Raw genomic sequence first — 15,700 nt, forward strand, 5'->3', positions numbered from 1 at the left:
CTTCGGGGAAGACGGGGGAATGCAATGAATTTCCGCGGCCCCCTCGGCATGCCGGTCACCGATCGCTGCCTGGTGATGGGAATCGTCAACGTGACGCCCGATTCCTTTTCCGACGGCGGGGAGTACGACGATCCCGCGCGGGCGGTCGAGCACGGGCTCGCGCTCGTCGCGGAGGGAGCGGACCTCGTCGACGTGGGCGGTGAGTCGACCCGACCGTCCGCCCTGCGTGTCCCCGAGCCGGTGGAGCTGGCGCGCGTGCTCCCGGTGGTACGGGGGCTGGCCGCGAGCGGCGCCCTGGTCAGTATCGACACGATGCGGGCACGGGTGGCCGCGGCAGCCCTCGACGCGGGCGCCGTCCTGGTCAACGACGTCAGCGGCGGGCTCGCCGATCCGGACATGGCGCGCTGCGTCGCCGAGGCGGACGTGCCGTATGTCGCGATGCACTGGCGGGGGCACAGCGCGCGGATGCAGCAGCGGGCCCGCTACGGCGATGTGGTGACGGAGACCGTGGCCGAACTCGGCATGCGCCTCGACGCCCTCACCGACGCGGGAGTCCGTCCCGACCGCGTCGTCCTCGATCCCGGTCTCGGCTTCGCCAAGAACGCGGAGCACAACTGGGCGATCCTCGGCCGGCTCCACGAGTTCCATGCCCTGGGCCGGCCGCTCCTGGTCGGAGCGTCGCGGAAAGCGTTCCTGGGCGCACTGCTCGCCGACGACGGTGCTCCCCCGCCGCCGCATGCCCGGGACCGGGCCACGGCCGCCGTGTCCGCCCTCGCGGCGGCGGCCGGCGCCTGGTGCGTCCGGGTCCACGACGTCGCGGCCACCGCGGACGCGGTCCGTGTGGCACGGCAGTTCACACAGTTCACCCCGAGCACCCAGTTCACCCCGAGCAGCCGGCTCACCCCGAGTTCCCGGCTCACCTCATCACCCGCACCTCTGAGAAAGGCACCGGCATGACGACGGTTCCCCACGGCACCACCCCGGCCGCGCTCGACAAGGCGCTCGCGGCCTTCACCGCCGAACTCGGCTCCGAGGCCGTGATCAGCGAGCCGTCGGCCCTGCGCGAGTTCCGCGACCCGTACACCTACCTGGAGTCCGACGAGTTCGACGCCTCGGCCGCGCTGCTGCCCACGAGCACCGAGCAGGTGCAGGCCGTCGTACGGATCGCCAACGAGCACGGCGTCCCGCTGTCCACCTTCAGCCAGGGCCGCAACAACACCTACGGCGGTTCCGCCCCGCGGCTGCGCGGCAGCGTCCTGGTCAACCTGCGGAACATGAACAGGGTCCTGGAGGTCGACACGGACCTCGCCTACGCGGTCGTCGAGCCCGGCGTGCGCTGGTTCGACCTCTTCGACGCGCTCCAGGCGGCCGGCGGTGACCTCTGGCCCTCCATCCCCGACCTCGGCTGGGGCAGCGTCATCGGCAACTCCCTGGAATACGGCATCGGTTACACGCCCTACGGCGACCACTCGCGCAATCTCTGCGGTCTGGAGGTGGTGCTGCCCGACGGCTCCCTGCTGCGCACCGGCATGGGCGCGATGGAGGGCAACGTGGCCCGGCACGTGTACCCGCACAGCTTCGGCCCCTCCTTCGGCGGGCTCTTCCAGCAGTCCAACCTCGGCATCGTGACCAACGCGGGCTGGTGGGTCATGCGCCGCCCCGAGACGTACGCGACCTGCTGGGCGCGTTTCCGGGGCTACGACGCCCTCGGCAAGGTCGTCGACGCCCTGCGCGGGCTGATGCTCGACCGCACGATCGAGAACCTGCCGCTGCTCAACCGGGGTCTGGAGATCGACGAGAGCGGCGCGATGTTCCTCGACCCCGAGGGCGAGGGCTGGTCGGCTCGGTTCGCCCTCTACGGCCGGGCGGCGATGGTCGACGCGCAGTACGCGGTCGTCGAGGAGACCCTGCGCGCGATACCGGGCGTCGAGGTGCTGCGCCGGACGTTCGACTCCACCGACCTCGCCGGTCCGGCCAACCACGACGAGCGCGTGCAGCGCGGCATCCCCGACATGGATCTCCTCGACCCGAAGATGCTGCCCTTCGGCGAGGTGACCGGCCATCTGGACTTCTCGCCGGTCGGACCGAACACGGGCGACGCGGTGGTGCGGGTCGAGCAGCTCATCCGCTCGCTGTACGTCCGGCACGGCCACGTCCAGGTCAACGGCCTGTACCTGATGCCCCGCAGCGCGCTGCACATCAGCACCACGTTCTTCGACCCGCGCGACGAGGAACAGACCCGGTCCGTCTACGACGGCTACGCCGACCTGGTCAAGGAGGTCGCGGCGATCGGCTACACGCCGTACCGCACCAACCTCCAGCACATGGACCTGGTCGCGGAGCAGTTCGCGTTCGGCGACCACGCCCAGCGCCGGCTGGCCGAGACGATCAAGGACGCCCTGGACCCGAACGGGATCCTCGCGCCGGGCAAGTCCGGGATCTGGCCGCGCCGGCTGCGCGACCGCGTCTGAAACCGCCTCCACGGAACACCCGCACGTCAGCAAGTCAAGGAGCAAGTCATGCCCGTCGACGTGGCCGAAAGCAGGGACCGGGTCACCCGCCCCGCGCCGCAGTCCCCCTCCCCCGTCTCTTCCGTGCAGGATCTCGGGCGGCTGCTCGTCAGCTGCCCGGACCGGCCCAGGGTGGTGTCCGCCGTGAGCACCTTCCTCGCCGGGGCCGGCGCCAACATCGTCTCGCTCGACCAGTACTCCACCGAACCGGCCGGCGGTACGTTCGTGCAGCGCACCACCTTCCGGCTGCCCGGACTCGCGGCCGCCCGCGAGGAGTTCGAGCGCGAGTTCCGCGAGACGGTCGCGGCGGACTTCCGGATGGACTTCCGGCTGAGCGAGGCGGCCAGGCCGAAGCGCGTCGCCATCATGGTGTCGAAGACCGACCACTGCGTCCTCGACCTGCTGTGGCGCAACCGGCGCGGCGAACTCGACATGACCGTGGCGATGGTGATCAGCAACCATCCCGACCTCGCCGACGAGATCCGCCCGTTCGGAGTGCCGTTCGTGCACATCCCGGCGACTCGCGACAACCGCGCCGAGGCGGAGGAGCGCCAGCTGGAGCTGCTGCGCGGCAACGTCGACCTGGTCGTCCTCGCCCGCTACATGCAGATCATCACCCCGCGCTTCCTCGCGGAGGTCGGCGCACCGCTCATCAACATCCACCACTCCTTCCTCCCCGCCTTCATCGGCGCGGCGCCCTACAAGAGGGCCAAGGAACGGGGGGTGAAGCTCGTCGGCGCCACGGCGCACTACGTGACCGAGGACCTCGACGAGGGCCCGATCATCGACCAGGACGTCGTCCGGGTCAGCCACGAACACACCACCGCCGACCTCGTACGACTGGGCGCGGACGTCGAACGGGCGGTGCTGTCGCGCGCGGTGCGCTGGCACTGCGAGGACCGGATCGTCCGGCACGAGAACCAGACCATCGTCTTCTGAGCCCGCTGGGAGAAACGACAGTGACACAGCCATCCACCGACGTCCTCGTGGTGGGCGCGGGTCCGGTGGGCCTGCTCACCGCACTCGGGCTCGCCCGGTCGGGCCTGAGCGTGACCGTGCTCGAACGCGAGGCCGCCATCGGCGACTCGCCACGGGCCATGACCTATCTGTGGTTCGTCCTCGACGGCCTCCACGAACTCGGCGTCCTCCCCGACATGGAGGGAGAGGGCCTGTGCTCCCTCGACGGACTGACCCTGCGGGTCCCCCGCACCGGCGAGGTCGTCGAGTGGGGCAAGGTCTCCCTGGAGGAGATCACCGGCCGCTCCTACAACAACATCCACCTGGGCCAGGACCGGCTCGGCGAGATCGCCCTGCGCCGGCTCCGGGAGCAGACCGGCGTCACGGTCCGGTGGAACACCGCCGTCACCGGGCTCGTCCAGGACGAGGACGGGGTCCGTGTCACGGCCGAAGGCCCTGACGGACCCGCCGAGTTCACGGCCCGCTGGCTGGTCGGCACCGACGGCGCGAGCAGCACCGTACGCAAGGCCCTGGGCCTCGGCTTCGACGGCCTCACCTGGCCGGAGCGGTTCGTGGCGACCAACGTCCGCTACCCGTTCGACGCGTACGGGTTCAACGACGCCAACATGGTCGTCGATCCCCAGTACGGCGCGGTCGTCGCGAAGATCGACGACCGGGGGCTGTGGCGGGTGACGTACGCGGAGGACGCGGCGCTTCCGGCCGAGAGCGTGCCGGAACGGCTGATCGCGTTCTTCGACGCCTTTCTGCCCGGCGACAAGAACGTCGACCTGGTGCACCACTCGCCGTACCGGCTGCACCAGCGGTCGGCCGAGAGCTACCGGGCGGGCCGCGTCCTGCTGGCCGGTGACGCCGCACACGCCACCAACCCGACCGGCGGCCTCGGCCTGACCTGCGGTCTGCTCGACCTGTTCGTGCTGTACCCGGCGCTGGCGGCCGTCGTACGCGGCGAGGCCCCGGCGGAGGTGCTCGACCGCTACGCCGAGGACCGGCGGCGGAAGTTCCTCGATGTCGCCTCGCCCATGGCGAGCGAGTTCAAGCGGCTCGTCTACCACTCGGCCGACCCCGAGCGGCTGGAAGCGGACCTGGCCGGGCCGCGGTCCATAGCGGGCGACCCCGCGAAGGTACGGGCCGCCCAGCTCGGCATGGCCCAGCTGCGTTCGCCGCGGCTCGTCCCCACCGGAGCGGCGTCATGAGCACCCGTGGATTCCGGTGGATCGGCGCCTCCGCTCCCGGTGGCGCGCTGTACGTCGAATGGGAGAGGCCGGAGGGCCTCGGCTCGTCCACACCGATCGTGCTGGTGCACGGGGGCGGCGGCCAGGGCACCGACTGGCTCGGTACCCCGGACGGCCGTCCGGGCTGGGCACCGCTGCTGGTCGAACTGGGCTGGCCCGTGTACGTCGTCGACCGCCCGGGGTACGGACGGGCCGCCGGTACCGGCCCGGAGGCCGCCGAGCGCGGCCCCGCTCCCGTGCGGGAGATGACCGCCGGCATCTTCGCCTCCGGCGCCGATCCCCGGCACACCCAGTGGCCGGGGCCGGGTGGTCCGGACGACCCCGCGATCGTCCAGCTCACCGCGAGTTCGGCGGGCATTGCCCTGGACCAGGCCGCCGCGCAGCGGCACGACGGCGAGCAACTGGTGCGGCTGCTGGAGGACATCGGCCCCGCCGTGGTCGTCACCCACTCCCTCGGTGCCCCCGCGGGCTGGCTCGCCGCGGCCGCCCGCCCGGACCTGGTGCGGGCCGTCGTGGCGATCGAGCCGCCGGGACCGCCGTTCCTGGACGCCCCGCAGATCGGCCTGTCCCTCGGCTGGGGGCTCACCTCCGCGCCCCTGCCGTACGACCCGCCCGTCACCTCCCCGGAGGAGCTGCGGCAGGCCGCGAAGCCGACGCTGCCCGGGCTGAAGTACCTGCCCGTGGCCGTCGTCGAGGCCGAGGCCTCGCCGCTCGGCGGCGGGGCGCGGGCCGTCGCGGAGTACCTGCGCGAGGTGGGTGCGCACGCCGACCACCTCCGGCTCGTGGATCACGAGGTCCGGGGCAACGGCCACGGCATGGTCCTCGAACTCAACAACCACGAGGTGCTCGACGTCGTCCTGACGTGGCTGGGCACCCTCGACCTCCCCTCATGAAAGGCAGGCTCATGCAGGTCAACCCGCAGGACATGACCGGCCGGGTCGCGCTGGTCACCGGGGCCGGCGGCGGTATCGGCCGGGCCACGGCCCTCGCCTTCGCCCGGCGCGGCGCCCAGGTCGCGGTGCTCGACATCGACGACGCCCAGGCCGCGCGGACGGTGAAGGAGGTGACGGAAGCCGGGGGCACTGCCGAGGCGTTCCACGTCGACGTGTCGGACAGCGAGTCGGTCGAGGGGGCCGTGCGTGCCGTCGTCGACCGCTTCGGCCGACTGGACTTCGCGCACAACAACGCGGGGGTCGAGGGCGAGGTGACGCGGCTGGCCGAGGTGACCGAGGCCGACTGGAATCGCGTCATCGGCGTCAACCTCACCGGGGTGTGGCTGTGCCTGCGGGCGGAGATCAGGGCCATGGCCGGTCGGGGCGGCGCGATCGTCAACACCGCCTCGGCCTCCGGTCTGGTCGCGCGCCCCGGTGGGCTGTCCACGTACGTGGCGAGCAAGCACGGAGTCGTCGGACTGACCAAGGCGGCGGCCGTGGACTACGCGGCGGACGGCATCCGGGTCAACGCGGTGCTGCCGGGCCCGATCGAGACGCCCTTCACGGCCGATCTGCCGCAGGAGGTCAAGGACCAGCTGCTGGCCCTGACACCGATCCGCAGGTTCGCGGGCCCGGAGGAAGTCGCCGAAGCCGTCGTGTGGCTGTGCAGCGACGCCGCGTCCTACATGGCCGGCGCGGCGGTCGCCGTGGACGGCGGTGTCGTCGCCTACTGAGAACGCCGAGGGCCGGGTGCCGGTGGCCGGGTGCGGTGCTGCCGCGCCCGGCCGTCCTCGTTCTCCGCCTCACCGGTCACGGACGACCGCCGCAATCCGCATTGCGCAACCATTGACAAGCTTGCGCAAGCTTGCCGACCATAGAGCCACACCGTTCAGGTTTCGCCGACGTTACGTCGACGGAGCCGCTTCAGCACCACCGAGGAAACGGAGTGGCGGCGTGGCCCCCACCTTGACCGATGTCGCGAAGCGCGCGAAGGTCGCTCTCTCCACAGCCTCTCGGGCGTTCAGCGACCCGACGAGACTGGGTCCGGAAACCTTGCGCAAGGTTCTGGAGGCCGCCCAGGAGCTGGGCTACGAACCGCCTCCCCCGCGTCCGGCCGAGGCACCGTCGGACGACCTGACCGTTGCCGTGGTCGTTCCCGACATCGCCAACCCGGTCTTCGGCACCTTCGTCAAGGCCGCCCAGGCACAGGGCTGGCACCGCCGGCAGACGATCGTCCTCGCCGACACCGACTTCGACCCCGACCGGGAGCGGGAGGTGATCACCCAGCTGAGTGCCAGGTCGGCAGGCATCGTCGTGTGCTCACCGCGGCTCGACGCCGAGGACGTGCTGGACCTGTGCGGCGACACCCCGGTCGTCCTCGTCAACCGTGAGACCACGACGGCCGACTGCGTCCTCGCCGACGCCGGCGACGGACTGCGGCAGACCGCCGAGTACCTGGCCGCGCTCGGGCACCGCCACGTCGCGTACGTCCAGGGCTCGCAGCACTCCTGGTCGAACAGCCACCGTGTCGACGTGGCCCGGGAGCAGGCCGAGCGGGCCGGACTGCGGCTGGAGGTGCTCGGCTGGCAGTCGGAGACGGTGGCCGGCGGCACCGCGGCCGCCGCGGGCGTGATCGCCTCCGGTGCCACGGCCGTCATCGCGCACAACGACCTCGTGGCCCTCGGTGTCATCGCCGGAGCACGTCAACTGGGCGTACGGGTCCCGGAGGACCTCAGTGTCGTCGGTATCGACGACATGCCCCTGGCCGCCACCTCGCACCCCGCCCTGACCACCATCGCGGTGCCGATGGACCGGGCCGGATCGCTCAGCCTGGAACTGCTCGCCCAGGCCGCCGGCGACGAGCGGCACCAGCCCCGCACCCTGCGGCTGTCCACCCAGCTCGTCGTCCGCGGCTCCACCGCCCAGGTGTCCGACCGCGCCGACGCCGTCGTACGGGAGCGCTCATGACGCAGCCCTCCGCCCAGCACGGTGACGAGCTGACCGTCGTGGTCAGCGACATCCATCTGCGGGCAATACGTGAGCAGTTCGAGGCCGGACTCCCCGCCGGGACGGCCGTTCGGTGGCCCGACCCCGCCGACACCGACGCGGTGAAGGCGGCGCTGCGGGGCGCCGATGTCCTCGTGTCGGGGACCTGTCCGGCCGAACTCGCCGCGGCGGGCAGGCAGTTGCGCCTCGTGCACGCCGCCGGCGCGGGCATCGACGGGATCGCCGTCGGCGCGCTCGCGCCGGGCACGCTCGTGGCCAACACGTTCCATCACGAGGACGCGATCGCCGAGTACGCGGTCGCCGCCACGGTCCTGCTCAGGCGGGGCTTCCTCCGTCAGGACGCGGCGCTGCGGCGCGGCAGTTGGGAGGCACCGACCTATCCCGGCCTGCTGAGCGAGGCCGTCGTCGGCTTCGTCGGCTTCGGGCACATCGGGGCCCGCGCCTGGCAACGCTTCCGGGCCTTCGGCGCCCAGGGCGTGGCCGTCACCCGCCGGGGCAGCGTCGACGCCGTGGCCGAACGGCTGGCCTGGGCCGGTGACATGGACGACCTGGACTCCCTGCTGGAGACCTGTGACGTGGTCGTCGTCTCGGTACCGCTCAACGACGGGACCACCTCGCTGATCGCGGCGAAGGAGCTGAAGCGGATGGGGGAATCGGCGGTGCTGGTCAACGTGGGCCGGGGCCCGGTGGTCGACGAGGACGCGCTGTACGCCGCCCTGCGCGACGGGGTGATCGCGGGCGCCGCCCTCGACGTCTGGTACGACTACCCCGCCGACGGGCGCACCGGGGCCCCGAGCCGGCATCCCTTCCACGAACTGCCCAACACCCTGATGACACCGCACTCCTCGGGGCTGGCCCGGCACACCTTCGCCCGCCGCGCGGAGGACATCACGGCCAACATCCGCCGGCTGGCCGCCGGTCAGGGCATCGACAACGTGGTGGCGGTGGCCCGATGAGCAAGCCCGACACCATCGTCGCCGCGGACGTCCTCGTCACCAGCCCGGGGCGCAACTTCGTCACCCTGAAGATCACCACCGCCGAGGGCCTGACCGGCTGGGGCGACGCCACCCTCAACGGCCGCGAGCTCGCCGTGGCCTCGTATCTGCGCGACCATGTCGCCCCGCTGCTCGTCGGACGTGATCCGGCCCGTATCGAGGACACCTGGCAGTACCTGTACCGGGGCGTGTACTGGCGGCGCGGCCCGGTGACCATGACCGCGATCGGGGCCGTGGACCTCGCGCTGTGGGACATCAAGGGCAGGACCACCGGGCAGCCCGTCTACCAGCTGCTCGGCGGGGCGGTCCGGGACCGCGTCCTCGCGTACACGCACGCCACCGGCTGGGACGTGCCGCGGCTGCTCGACTCCGTCGACGCCCGGCGCGAGCGCGGTTTCCTGGCGGTCCGGGCGCAGACGGGCGTACCCGGGCTCGACACGGTCTACGGGGTCTCCGCGAAGGGCGCGGGCTACGAGCCGGCCGGCCGGGGCACCGCTCCCGCCGAGGAGGTGTGGGACACCGCCGCGTATCTGCGCCATGCCCCCGGCGCCCTCGCGGCGGTCCGCGACCATGTGGGCCCCGAACTGCACCTGCTGCACGACGCCCACCACCGGCTCACCCCGAACGAGGCCGCCCGGCTCGGCCGTGCGCTGGAGGAGGTGGACCTGTTCTGGCTGGAGGACGTCACCCCGGCCGAGAACCAGGAGGTCCTGCGCCATGTGCGCCGGCACACCACGACCCCGCTGGCGATCGGCGAGGTCTTCAACACCGTCTGGGAATGCCAGTCCCTCATCACCGAGCAGCTGATCGACTACGTGCGCACCTGTGTCACGCACGCCGGCGGTGTCAGCAGCCTCCGTCGGATCGCCGCGCTCGCCGACATCTGGCAGGTCAGGCTCGGTCCGCACGGGCCGTCCGACGTCTCCCCGGTGGCGCTGGCCGCGTCCTTGCACGTCGGCCTGTCGACACCCAACTTCGCCATCCAGGAGTACATGGGCTACGAGCCGCTGGTCCACGAGGTGTTCCGGCACGACTGGAGCTACGCCGACGGCCATCTGCACCCCGGCGACGCGCCCGGCCTCGGTGTCGAGGTCGACGAGGAACTCGCCGCGCGTTTCCCCTACGAACCCGCCTACCTGCCCGTGGCCCGGCGCCGCGACGGCTCGATGACGGACTGGTGAGATGACGACCACCTGCCTTCCGCGCCTCAACGCCCACACCGTTCCCGCAGGGTCGCTGCTGCACCGGCGCGCGCTCCCGGAGACCGGCATCGTCCATCTGGGCCTCGGCAACTTCCACCGTGCGCACCAGGCCGTCTACACCGCCGGCGTGCTGGACCGCTCCGACGGCCCGTGGGGGATCCTGGGCGTGGCGAGCCGCTCGGCGGCCGTCGCCGACGCCCTGCGCGCACAGGACTTCCGGTACTCCGTGGTGGAGATCGCACCGGGCAGTTCGCGGGTCGTCGTACCCGCCGTGCACACCGGCGTTCTGGTCGCCGCCCGTCAGCCCGATGCCGTCGTCGACGCCATCGCGGCCCCTGGAACCCGGATCGTCTCCCTCACCGTCACCGAGCACGGCTACACCTTCTCGCCGCGCACCGGCCGTCTCGACCTGGACCATCCGGGCGTGGCGGCGGACCTGCGGGGGGACGGACCGCCGAGCACCGTGATCGGGCAGATCGTCCGCGGGCTCCAGCGGCGCCTGCGCCGGCACTCGGCGCCGGTGACCGTCCTCAGCTGTGACAACCTGGCCGGCAACGGTGCCCAGACCGCCCGCCTGGTACGCGAGTTCACGGCAGCGCTGCCGGGCGCCGAGGGCGCCGACCTGGCCGCGTGGCTCGACGACTGCGTGGCCTTCCCCAACACGATGGTGGACCGGATCGTTCCGGCCACCACGGACGCCGAGAGGACGGCCGTGGCCGACCGGCTCGGGCTGCGCGACGAGGTTCCGGTACCCGCGGAACCGTTCAGCATGTGGGTGCTGGAGGACCGCTTCGCCGCCGGCCGGCCCGCCTGGGAACACGGCGGTGCGCTGTTCACCGAGGACGTCGAGCCGTACGAACTGCTCAAACTGCGCCTGCTGAACGGCACCCACTCGCTCATCGCCTACCTCGGAGCGCTCGACGGCCGGGCCACGATCCCCGACGCGATCTCCCGCCCCCACATCGCCGACGCGGCCGGCCGGGTGCTGCACGACGAGTACCTGCCGAGCCTGACCGTGCCCGACGGCATCGATCAGGACGCGTACGTGGCACAGCTCTTCGAGCGGTGGGCCAACTCCGCACTGGGGCACCGGACCCGGCAGGTCGGCTCGGACGGCTCCGTCAAACTCCGCCAGCGTGTACCGGATCCCGCGCTGGTCCGGCTGCGGGCCGGACGCGTACCGCATCACCTGGCCCTCACCGTCGCCGCGTACCTGTGCTGCATGGCGCCGCCCGCCGGATTCGACCCGGGCCCGCACGCCGCCGCCATGACGGACCCGGCCCGGGACGGCCTCCGTGAGACCGCCCGCCGCTCCACCTCGGTCAGGGACTTCGTGACCGCCGTCATGGACAGCGGACTGCTCGGGAACCGGCTCGCCGAACACGCCGAGTTCACCGCGCGAGTCGCCGAACTCATCGATGTCCTCACCCGGCACGGCACGGCGGCCGCGACCGCGGCCGCCGGCGAGGCCGCGGACGCGGAGCCGTCGCCCGCTGTCTGAACTCCCACCCACGACCCGCGAGGATGTGAGACCCATGAAAGTTCCCCGGCTGACCCGGGCGGCCGTCCTGTACGGTCCGGAAGACCTCCGCATCGAGGAGCTGCCGCTCCGGCCACCCGGCCCCGACGAGGTGGTCGTCGAAGTCGACTCCGTCGGAGTCTGCGGCTCGGACATGCACTACTTCGCCCATGGCCGCAACGGCGCCAACACGCTGCGCACGCCGACGGTCCTCGGCCATGAAGCCGCCGGTACGGTCGTGGCGTCCGGCCCGGAGACCGCCCTCGACGTGGGCACCCGGGTCGCGATCGAACCGGCCGTCGGCTGCGGCACGTGCACCACCTGCCGCTCGGGCCGCTACAACCTGTGCCCGTCCGGCACCTGCTTCGGCTCGCCCCCGACGCACGGTGTGCTGGCCGGTCACGTGGTCGTTCCCGCACGCGCCGTCCACCCGTTGCCCGACGCCGTACCCCTCGAACTGGGCGCGCTCATCGAGCCGTTGGCCGTCGCCGTCTGGGCGGTGCGCCGGGCCGCGGTCGAGGTGGGGCACCGGGTGCTGGTCACCGGGGCCGGGCCGATCGGCATCCTGGTGGCGCAGGTCGCGCGCGCCGCCGGCGCCGCCGAGGTGATCGTCACGGACGTCAACGACGCCCGGCTGGCGCAGGCCCGACGGCTCGGTGCCACGCACGTGGTCAACACGGCCGTACGAGAACTCGAACTCGCCGACGTGGACCGCCTGGTGGAGTGCTCGGCCCACCCCGCCGCCCTGTGGCAGGGCGTCCGGACCCTCAGGCCCGGCGCCCGCGCGGCCGTGGTCGGCCAGGCCGCGCCCGCGGTGGACGGACTACCCCTGGCGCATCTTCAGCGCTGGGAGATCGACCTGGTCGCCGCCTTCCGCTACGCTCACGCCTTCCCCAGCGCGCTGGCGCTGGCCGCCGACGGCCGGGTCGATCTGGCGGCCCTGCGTACCGGCAGCTACCCGCTCGACCGCGCCGCCGACGCGCTGCGCGCCCCCGTCGTGGACCCGGCCCATCTCAAGGTCGTCATCCGCCCCGACGGCACCTCGGTCTGACCTGCCGCGGTCCTCCCGTTCCAGGATCTCCCGCCCACCCAGCGGGACCCTCACGCCGCCCAAGCGGCATTTCACCCCGTTTACGGCAATTCGCCGCACCTCTACGTCCCCCACCGTGCAGAGGGCCCATCCCATTCAAGGAGGCATGGCTGATGGACACTCCCATTGGATCCCCCGCGAGTGACACCACCCCACCCGCTCCCGCCGAACTCGCTCCCGCCGACCCGCGCGCGGTCCGCCGCGCGGCCTGGGCGGGCCTCGTCGGCACCGCTCTCGAACAGTACGACTTCGTCATCTACGGCACCGCCTCGGCGCTGGTCTTCGGGGACCTGTTCTTCCCCAACGCCACGCCGGCGGTCGCCCTGCTCGCCAGCTTCGCCGCGTATGCCGTGGGCTTCGCCGCCCGACCCCTCGGCGGGCTCTTCTTCTCCCGCTTCGGCGACCGGCTCGGCCGCAAGTGGATCCTGATCACCACCCTGTTCCTGATGGGCGGCTCCACCTTCGCCATCGGACTGCTGCCGACCTACTCCCAAGTAGGCGTCCTCGCACCGGCGTTGCTCGTGCTGTGCCGCTTCTTCCAGGGCTTCGGAGCGGGCGCCGAGCAGTCCGGCGGAGCGACTCTCCTCACCGAGACAGCCGTGCCCGGACGACGCGGACGACTCGCCGCGCTGGTGATGACCGGCGCCGCGCTCGGCACGGTCATGGGCGCCGCCGCCTGGATCCTCGCGCAGAGCCTGCCCGACGGACAGCTGATGAGCTGGGGCTGGCGGCTGGTCTTCGCCAGCAGTCTGCTGGTCACGGTCGCCGCCGTCATGATCCGCCGCAAGCTGGCCGAGAGCCCCGTCTTCCAGGATCTCAAGCACCGTCAGGACAAGCCCGAGTCCCCGGTGGGCGAGGTCTTCCGGCACGGCCGCAAGCCCATGCTGCTGGTGCTGTTCATGAACGTCGGCATCAGCGCCCAGTCGTACACCTACCAGGTCTTCATGGCCTCCTACCTGGTCTCCACCGTCGGTGTGGACGCCTCCTTCGTGCCGAAGGTCCTCATGATCGGAGCGGCCTGTGGCGGCCTCGGTGCCATAGGTTTCGGCATCCTGTCGGACCGGGTCGGCCGCAAGCCCGTCTACACGGCCATCCTCTCCGCCCTGGTGCTGCTGCCCGGACCCTCCTTCGTCGCGCTGAACACGGGCTCACCGGTGGCCATCACCGTGACGATGATCATCGGGTTCGTGCTGGCCGGGCAGGGCGCCGTCGGTGTCCAGATGAGCTACTTCCCCGAGCTGTTCGGCAGTCGTTACCGCTACGCCGGCGTCACCCTGGGCCGGGAGTTCTCCTCCGTCCTCGGCGGCGGCGTCGCTCCGCTCATCTGCGCCTCCCTCCTCACCTCGTTCTCCGGCTCGTGGGTCCCCGTCGCGGGCTACATGACCCTCATGATGATCATCAGCCTGGCCGCAGCCCTCATCGCGCCGGAGACCCGCAACCGTGACCTGACCGCTCTCACCGACGCCACCGCCCCCTCCCTCTCCCCCGCTCCCGCTCCCGCTCCCGCCTCGGCCGCGAACGAAACGAGCACGTCGTGACCCTCACCGCACCACACCGGATACCGCCCGACGAGGCGCTGCGCCGCACCGCCGTGGTGGCGGTCCTGCGAGCCGGTTCCGGACGCCATCTCCTCCCCGTCGCCCGCACACTGGCCGACGCGGGCCTCGTCTGCCTCGAACTCACACTCACCACCCCGGGCGCCCTGGAGACCCTGGCGACGCTCCGCAAGGAGCTGGGCGACTCGGTCGACATCGGCATGGGCAGCGTGCGCTCCGGCGACGAGGCGCGCCGCAGCCTGGACGCCGGAGCCGGTTTCGTCGTCTCACCCGGTTTCCGGCCCGACGTGGTGACCCTGGCCACGGCAGCCGGGGTGCCCTCCTACCCGGGCGGACTCACACCCACCGAACTGGCCGCGGCCTGGGACGCCGGAGCCTCGGCGGTCAAACTGTTCCCCGCCTCGACCGTCGGCCCCGCCCATCTCGCCGCGTTCGGCGGTCCGTATCCCGACGTGCCGGTGATGCCCACGGGAGGCATCGGCATCGACGACGTCCCTGCCTGGCTGCGGGCCGGCGCGCTGGCCGTCGGCCTCGGTGGCCCGCTGCTGGGCGACGCCCTGTCCGGCGGTGACCTCGAAGCCCTCGCCCACCGCGCGCGGCGCGTCCTCGGCCTGGCCGCCGGAGCCCGGTCGTGAACGGCCCGCGCGTCGTCACCCTGGGCGAGACGATGGGGCTGCTGGCCGCCACGACCGTCGGCCATCTGCGGCATGTACCGCAGATAGCCCTGGGCGTCGGCGGTGCCGAGAGCAACGTCGCCGTGGCCCTGGCCCGGCTGGACACCCCGGTGACCTGGATCGGCAGGGTCGGCGCGGATTCCGTCGGCGACCGTGTCGTGCGTGAGCTCACCGCCGAGGGGATCGACGTCCGTGCCGTGCGCGACGACGGTGCGCCCACCGGGCTGATGCTCAAGGAACGGCTGCCCGGCGGTGCGGTCAAGGTCTGGTACTACCGGTCCGGCTCGGCCGGCTCCCGGCTCGCCCCCGGCGACGTGGACCCCGAACTCGTCGCCGGCGCCCGGCTCCTCCATGTCACCGGCATCACCCCGGCACTCGGCGAATCCGCGGCGGCCGCGGTGTCGTACGCCGTGGACGTCGCCCGCTCGCACGGAGTGACCGTGTCGGTCGACGTCAACCACCGGTCCGCGCTCTGGCCGCCCGAACGGGCGGCCCCCGTCCTCCGCGACCTGGTCACCCGCGCCGACCTGGTCTTCGCCGGTGACGACGAGGCCTGCCTGGTCACGGGCCTGGACTCGGCAGACAGGACGGCGGAGGAACTCGCCAGGAGCCTCACCGCCCTGGGCCCCGCCGTCGCGGTCGTCAAGCTGGGGGCCGAGGGAGCCATGGCCCTGGTGGACGGTGTCCCCCACCACCGGGCCGCCGTCCCGGTGCAGGTGACGGATCCGGTCGGCGCGGGCGACGCGTTCGTCGGCGCCTACCTCAGCGAGTTCCTCGCGGGCGCCGACGTCGAACAGTGCCTGGCCACCGCGGTGCTCGCCGGGGCGATGGTGTGCACGGTCCCCGGCGACTGGGAGGGCATGCCCAGCCGAACGGCACTCGCCGGCCGGCAGGCCACGGGTGACGTGCTGCGCTGAGCGACACCCGCGCTCCGTCGCGCGCTTACCGCGGGCCGACGGAGCAGCTCTCCGCCGCCGATGCGGGTGGCGGCACCGCCGCGCATGG

Annotated in this window: 14 protein-coding genes; all 14 read left to right on the forward strand. The window is 72.5% G+C overall.

The window, feature by feature from the left end; genetic code table 11:
* The first annotated feature begins 24 nt into the window (after positions 1 to 24).
* The 14 genes from folP to AB0D85_RS09555 all read left to right on the forward strand — a co-directional run bounded on the left by folP (position 25) and on the right by AB0D85_RS09555 (position 15,612).
* Positions 25 to 957 carry a dihydropteroate synthase gene (folP, locus tag AB0D85_RS09490; protein ID WP_362316143.1) on the forward strand — a complete coding sequence of 311 codons (933 nt, stop codon included), beginning with the start codon at positions 25 to 27 and terminating at the stop codon, positions 955 to 957.
* The gene (locus AB0D85_RS09495) at positions 954 to 2,471 is read left to right on the forward strand and encodes an FAD-binding oxidoreductase (RefSeq protein ID WP_362316146.1); all 1,518 of its coding nucleotides are present in this window, start codon (positions 954 to 956) and stop codon (positions 2,469 to 2,471) included. The genes folP and AB0D85_RS09495 overlap by 4 nt, the downstream gene beginning before the upstream one ends.
* Positions 2,472 to 2,519: 48 nt before the next feature.
* The gene (gene purU / locus AB0D85_RS09500) at positions 2,520 to 3,449 is read left to right on the forward strand and encodes a formyltetrahydrofolate deformylase (protein ID WP_362316149.1); all 930 of its coding nucleotides are present in this window, start codon (positions 2,520 to 2,522) and stop codon (positions 3,447 to 3,449) included.
* A 20-nt stretch (positions 3,450 to 3,469) separates the two neighbouring features.
* Positions 3,470 to 4,681, forward strand: a complete 1,212-nt coding sequence (locus AB0D85_RS09505) for an FAD-dependent oxidoreductase (protein ID WP_362316151.1) — start codon at positions 3,470 to 3,472, stop codon at positions 4,679 to 4,681.
* Positions 4,678 to 5,613, forward strand: coding sequence for an alpha/beta fold hydrolase (locus AB0D85_RS09510; protein WP_362316154.1), 936 nt, complete (start codon positions 4,678 to 4,680; stop codon positions 5,611 to 5,613). Before AB0D85_RS09505 ends, AB0D85_RS09510 begins: the two co-directional genes overlap by 4 nt.
* On the forward strand, positions 5,610 to 6,386 hold the full coding sequence (locus tag AB0D85_RS09515; RefSeq protein WP_362316157.1) for an SDR family oxidoreductase: 777 nt from the start codon (positions 5,610 to 5,612) through the stop codon (positions 6,384 to 6,386). The genes AB0D85_RS09510 and AB0D85_RS09515 overlap by 4 nt, the downstream gene beginning before the upstream one ends.
* Before the next feature lie 220 nt (positions 6,387 to 6,606).
* Complete coding sequence (locus AB0D85_RS09520) at positions 6,607 to 7,620, forward strand: LacI family DNA-binding transcriptional regulator (RefSeq protein WP_362316160.1); 1,014 nt, start codon at positions 6,607 to 6,609, stop codon at positions 7,618 to 7,620.
* Positions 7,617 to 8,615: a 2-hydroxyacid dehydrogenase gene (locus AB0D85_RS09525; protein WP_362316163.1), complete on the forward strand. Its 999-nt coding sequence runs from the start codon at positions 7,617 to 7,619 to the stop codon at positions 8,613 to 8,615. The genes AB0D85_RS09520 and AB0D85_RS09525 overlap by 4 nt, the downstream gene beginning before the upstream one ends.
* The gene (gene manD, locus AB0D85_RS09530) at positions 8,612 to 9,835 is read left to right on the forward strand and encodes a D-mannonate dehydratase ManD (RefSeq protein WP_362316166.1); all 1,224 of its coding nucleotides are present in this window, start codon (positions 8,612 to 8,614) and stop codon (positions 9,833 to 9,835) included. The genes AB0D85_RS09525 and manD overlap by 4 nt, the downstream gene beginning before the upstream one ends.
* Position 9,836: 1 nt before the next feature.
* On the forward strand, positions 9,837 to 11,357 hold the full coding sequence (locus AB0D85_RS09535) for a mannitol dehydrogenase family protein (protein ID WP_362316169.1): 1,521 nt from the start codon (positions 9,837 to 9,839) through the stop codon (positions 11,355 to 11,357).
* A gap of 34 nt (positions 11,358 to 11,391) precedes the next feature.
* The gene (locus AB0D85_RS09540) at positions 11,392 to 12,426 is read left to right on the forward strand and encodes an alcohol dehydrogenase catalytic domain-containing protein (RefSeq protein WP_362316172.1); all 1,035 of its coding nucleotides are present in this window, start codon (positions 11,392 to 11,394) and stop codon (positions 12,424 to 12,426) included.
* A gap of 152 nt (positions 12,427 to 12,578) precedes the next feature.
* Entirely contained in the window at positions 12,579 to 14,003 is a 1,425-nt protein-coding gene (locus tag AB0D85_RS09545; RefSeq protein ID WP_362316174.1) for an MFS transporter, read from the forward strand.
* Entirely contained in the window at positions 14,000 to 14,656 is a 657-nt protein-coding gene (locus AB0D85_RS09550) for a bifunctional 4-hydroxy-2-oxoglutarate aldolase/2-dehydro-3-deoxy-phosphogluconate aldolase (RefSeq protein WP_362316177.1), read from the forward strand. Before AB0D85_RS09545 ends, AB0D85_RS09550 begins: the two co-directional genes overlap by 4 nt.
* Positions 14,653 to 15,612: a sugar kinase gene (locus tag AB0D85_RS09555; RefSeq protein WP_362316180.1), complete on the forward strand. Its 960-nt coding sequence runs from the start codon at positions 14,653 to 14,655 to the stop codon at positions 15,610 to 15,612. Before AB0D85_RS09550 ends, AB0D85_RS09555 begins: the two co-directional genes overlap by 4 nt.
* Positions 15,613 to 15,700 lie beyond the last annotated feature (88 nt).

This window comes from Streptomyces sp. NPDC048277 (assembly GCF_040652235.1).
Taxonomy (GTDB): Bacteria; Actinomycetota; Actinomycetes; order Streptomycetales; family Streptomycetaceae; genus Streptomyces.